This window comes from Luteitalea sp., assembly GCF_022842525.1.
GTDB lineage: Bacteria > Acidobacteriota > Vicinamibacteria > Vicinamibacterales > Vicinamibacteraceae > Luteitalea.
Map to the genome: position 1 here is coordinate 1 of NZ_JALHPM010000307.1, position 4,691 is coordinate 4,691.

The window sequence follows — 4,691 nt, forward strand, 5'->3', positions numbered from 1 at the left end:
GCGTCGCGGGCGCCTGGGCGGCGCGCGCGGCCAGTCCCAGTGAGAGCAGCGCCGCGCATGCGGACGCCAGGAACACCTGTTTCATTGCCACCCTCGCTCGGCCCGGTGGGCCCGGAAGCCTGCATGCGGCCACGACATCCGAGGCCGCCGGTCGCTGCATTATGCCGTAAGTAGCGGGTTGGCGCGGGCCACGAATTTCACTGCTTTTTTCGGGTTTGTCTCGCGTTGTCACAAGTTCGGGCCGGCGGCGACATTCCCGCGCCGGCTGGCTATGACTCAGACGTAAAATGCCCCGGCCGGGCGTGGACCCTCGCCGCGCTCCCCGAGCGTGACACGCCCCGGTCTGGAGGCAGGATAACGATGAAGCACCTACGCATGGTCGGCGCGTGGATGGCCCTCGCGGCGTGGCTCGCCCCCGCGGTGGCCATCGGCCAGACGACGACCGGCACGATTCTCGGAGAGGTCAAGGACTCGACCGGCGGCACGCTGCCCGGGGTCACGGTGACGGCGGTGAACCAGGCGAACGGCCTGACCCGCGAGGCGGTCACCGACGAACTCGGCAACTACCGGTTCTCCGCGATGCCGGCCGGCCTCTATACCGTCAAGGCCAGCCTGACCGGCTTCAAGGAGGCCACCCGCACCGACTTGCGCCTGGCCATCAACTCGCAGGTGGCGGCGCCCTTTACGCTCGAGGTGGGTGGTCTCGAGGAGACCATCACCGTGACCGAGCAGGCGCCGCTCGTGAACACCACCGAGAACGTGGTGCGCACACTCGTCGATACGCAGCAGATCGCCAGCCTGCCGCTCAAGTCGCGCGACTTCCTCGACCTGACGCTGCTCGCCCCGGGCGTGGTCGCCGATCAGGGGTCGGCGTCGAGCGGCCAGACCGACTCGATCTCGTTCGGCGGCATGAGCGAGAACTACAAGTCGATCTGGCTCGAAGGCGTCGACTTCAACGACGAAGTGACCGGCGGCGGCAGCGCGTTGTCGTCGGCGACCCGCATCGCGCTCGCGCAGGAAGCCATCCAGGAGTTCCAGGTGATGGCCAACTCCTACTCGGCGGAGTTCGGCCGTTCGGCGTCGGGCGCCGTGAACATCCTGACCAAGTCGGGCGGCAACCAGGTGCGTGGCGCCGGGTTCTACTTCCGCCGCGACGATGCCTTCGACAAGCCCAACTACTTCGCCGAGATCGTGCCGCCCTTCAAGATCGAGCAGTACGGCGCCACCCTCGGCGGGCCGATCAAGCAGAACAAGCTCTTCTACTTCGCCTCGTGGGAGAAGCGCGCCAACAACCGCTCGGTGCAGGTCAACATTCCGGTGGCGATTCGTGACTTCGTGAGCGCGCTCGGCTACGACACCCGCACCGACATTCCGGTGACGACCAGCGAGAACAACGTCTTCGGCAAGGTCACGTACCTCGCCTCGCAGAAGCACACGCTGAACGGCACCTACATGTACGACCACCGCGACCTGTTCAACCAGCAGACCGGCGGCGACAGCGCCGGCGACCACGGCTACGACGACCAGCGCCGGGCCTGGTTCTTCGTCGGCAACCTGACCTCGGTGCTGCGCTCGAACATCGTCAACGAGCTGCGCGTCAGCGGCTCGCACCAGGCGCTCGACCGCGTCCTGCCGGCCGGCTCCACCAGCAAGCCGGAAATCCGCTTCCCGACCGTGCAGTTCGGCCGCGCCAGCAACGTGCCGCAGTCGCGCACGCAGGACAACTACATCGTCACCAACGCGACCAGCGTCAACTTCGTGGCCAAGGGCACGCACGACCTGAAGTTCGGCTTCGAGATGAACAAGGTGCCCACGACCAGTCTCATCAACCAGTCGTTCAACGGCCTGTTCGAGTTCCTGCAGGACCGGCCGGTGGTGCCGGGCGACCCGACGTCGCTGCCGTTCCGCTACACGCAGGGCGTGGAGCTGCGCGGTGAGCTCGCGGCGCTCACCCGCGACGTCGACATCTACTCGGCGTTCATCAACAACCAGTGGCAGCCGCGCAGCAACGTGACGATCAACATCGGCGTGCGCTACGACTGGCAGTTCTGGCGCGGCGACCTCAACGGTCAGGACGTGCCGACCGACATCCCGATCGAGCAGTTCTGGGTGCGCCAGATCACCGGCGACCTGCGCGGCCAGAACTTCAAGGGCGCGCCGAACGACCTCGACAACATCGCGCCGCGCCTCGGCCTCACGTGGGATCCGATGAGCGACGGCCGCACGGTGCTGCGCGGCGGCTACGGCATCTACTACGACCAGATCAACACCACCACCATGCGCGGCATCGTCGCCGGGTATCCCGGCTTCATCACCACGCAGATCGCCAACGACTCGCGGTCGGGCGCGCGCATCCCCAACGACTTCTTCCCGAACATTCCGACGCAGACGTTCCCGGAATCGGTGGGCACGGCGTTTCGTGTCGCCAGCGCCGACGCCGAAGCGCCCTACACCCACCAGATGACGTCCGGCGTGACCCGCCAGCTCGGCACCAACTACGCCGCGTCGTTCGACTACGTCTACATGCGCGGCGAACACTTCCCGCTGACGCGCAACGTGAATGCCCGGCAGGCCGATGGCACGTTCCCGATTCTCACCTCGGGCCTGCGGCTGCTGGTGTACGACGACTCGGCCCCGATCCGGATCCACCAGGCGCAGTTCCGCATCCAGAAGCGGTTCGCCAATCGCCTCGGCTTCCTGTTCGGCTACACGCTCGGCAGCGCCAAGTCGATCGCCGACAACGGCACGCCGTCCGACAAGTACGACCTGATGGCCGACTGGGGCCCGACGGCCAATGACGTGCGCCACCGCTTCGTGGGCAACGTCATCTACCAGCTGCCGTGGGACATCCAGTTCGGCACCATCGTCACCGCCAACTCGGCGCCGCCCTTCAACATCGTCCTCGGCACCGACACCAACCGTGACGGCGACAACAACGACCGTCCGGCGGGCGTGGGCTACAACGCCGGCCGCGGTGATGCCTACTTCCAGCTGGACCTGCGCACCTCGAAGCGGGTCACCATCGGCCGCGTGTCGGGCGAAATCCTCTGGGAGATGTTCAACGTGTTCAACACCGTGAACCTGAACAACTTCAACGGCAACCAGTCGGCCGCTGCCGGCGTGACCGCGATCGGCCGCCCGACCGGCTTCGGACAGGCCCGGCAGGCGTTCGATCCCTTCCAGGCCCAGCTCGGTTTCAAGCTGACGTTCTGACGTGTCGTCCGGGGCGCGCCCCGGACGAGGCCGCGACTTCCGATGGGCCGGGCCCGCCATGGCGGCGCCCGGCCCGTTGTATGTACGGGACCGGCCGCGAGGGAATATGGCGGAGCCTGCCGCTACCTCTGACGGATGCGACCCCGGGTGAATGTCTCACCCGCCGTCCGCCGGACACGAAGGGAGGCGGCCATGATCGATGCCTTGCGAATCACCAGCAGCTCCACGATAATCGCGACTTCGGCAGGGCCCCTGCCGCCCATGGCCCGTCGCCCCCGCCCTCTCCGCGACGCCGTGCCCGATCGTGCGGACACGGCGGCCGACGTCTCCCGGCGAGACGCCGTCGACGCCTGCCGCGACCTGCTCACCGTGCAGCACGACGTCGTCGTCGACGCCGTGCGGTTCGTGGCCGCGCGGTATCACCTCACGCGCGACATGGCCGACGAACTGCGCGGCCGCGTGATGCTGCACCTTGCCACCAACGACTACGCCGCGTTGCGCGCCTGGCGCCGCGAGTGCAGCCTTCATACCTATCTCGTCACCGTCATCACGCGTGTCTTCCTCGACTTCCGCAACCAGGAGTGGGGCAAGGCCAAGCCGCCGGCCCTGGCAAAGCGGCTGGGCGACGTGGCGCTGCACCTGTGGCGCCTGACGCACCGCAAGCGCCTCACGTTCGACGAGGCCGTGCAGACCCTGCACGCCGACCACGGCGTGACCGACACCCGCGACGAGTTGTGGGACATCTACTCGCGGCTGCCGGTGGCGTCGGGCCGCTATTTCGTCGACGTGAGCGAGCTCGCGCAGGCCGAGCAGCCCGGCGCCGACGCCGACGCGCTCGTGCGGGCCGCCGAGCGTGAAACGCTTGCCGCGCGCGTCGAACGCGCGCTGAGCGATGCGCTTGCGGGGCTCGACGCGGAAGACCGCCTCGTGCTCAAGCTGTTCTTTTCGAACGGCATGACGCGGGCGCAGATCGCGCGTGTGCTGCACCTCGACCAGCAGCGCCTCTACCCCCGGTTCCTGCATCTGATGAGCCGGCTGCACGCCGCCCTGCTGGCGCAGGACGTGACCGCGGAGGACGTACGGGAGATCATCGGCGCCGCGAATCTGCCCCCGGGCACGGCCGTGCTCGACGAGATCTGCAAAAACGACGGCCAGGGACCGTCCCACGGAGTGGAACGTCGCCCGCCCCCAGGCGTCGTCCGCGCCTGAGAGAATCGTGACGTCATTCGACATCCATCGCGGCGGTCGCCCCCCGGCGACGCCGTGCCCCTCGGATCTCGAACTCGCTCTGTTCGTCGAAGGCACGCTTCCCCCCGACTCCCGGGACCGCATGGTCACGCACCTGGCGGAATGTGACGACTGCCGCGAGGTGGTCGCCACGGTCGTGGCCGCACGGGCGGTCGATGACCTCTCCGCACCCGCACCCGCGGCCGCTCCGGCGGCCGCCGCACCCGCCCCCCCCACGCTGCCGGCCGCAG

Annotated in this window: 3 protein-coding genes; all 3 read left to right on the forward strand. The window is 68.2% G+C overall.

The window, feature by feature from the left end; genetic code table 11:
* Nucleotides 1-360 precede the first annotated feature (360 nt).
* Nucleotides 361-3,213: a carboxypeptidase regulatory-like domain-containing protein gene (locus Q0C41_RS29865; protein WP_291990406.1), complete on the forward strand. Its 2,853-nt coding sequence runs from the start codon at nucleotides 361-363 to the stop codon at nucleotides 3,211-3,213.
* A gap of 261 nt (nucleotides 3,214-3,474) precedes the next feature.
* A complete protein-coding gene (locus Q0C41_RS29870; RefSeq protein WP_291990408.1) occupies nucleotides 3,475-4,422 on the forward strand; it encodes a sigma-70 family RNA polymerase sigma factor in 948 nt (315 codons plus the stop codon).
* Nucleotides 4,423-4,429: 7 nt separating this feature from the next.
* The coding region (locus Q0C41_RS29875; RefSeq protein ID WP_291990410.1) for a zf-HC2 domain-containing protein at nucleotides 4,430-4,691 on the forward strand (262 nt) is incomplete at its 3' end.

Bases quoted from the DNA above. Each gene is read 5' to 3' on its own strand.
- Q0C41_RS29870 (WP_291990408.1), top strand. From the start codon at position 3,475: ATGGCCCGTCGCCCCCGCCCTCTCCGCGACGCCGTGCCCGATCGTGCG.
- Q0C41_RS29865 (WP_291990406.1), top strand. From the start codon at position 361: ATGAAGCACCTACGCATGGTCGGCGCGTGGATGGCCCTCGCGGCGTGG.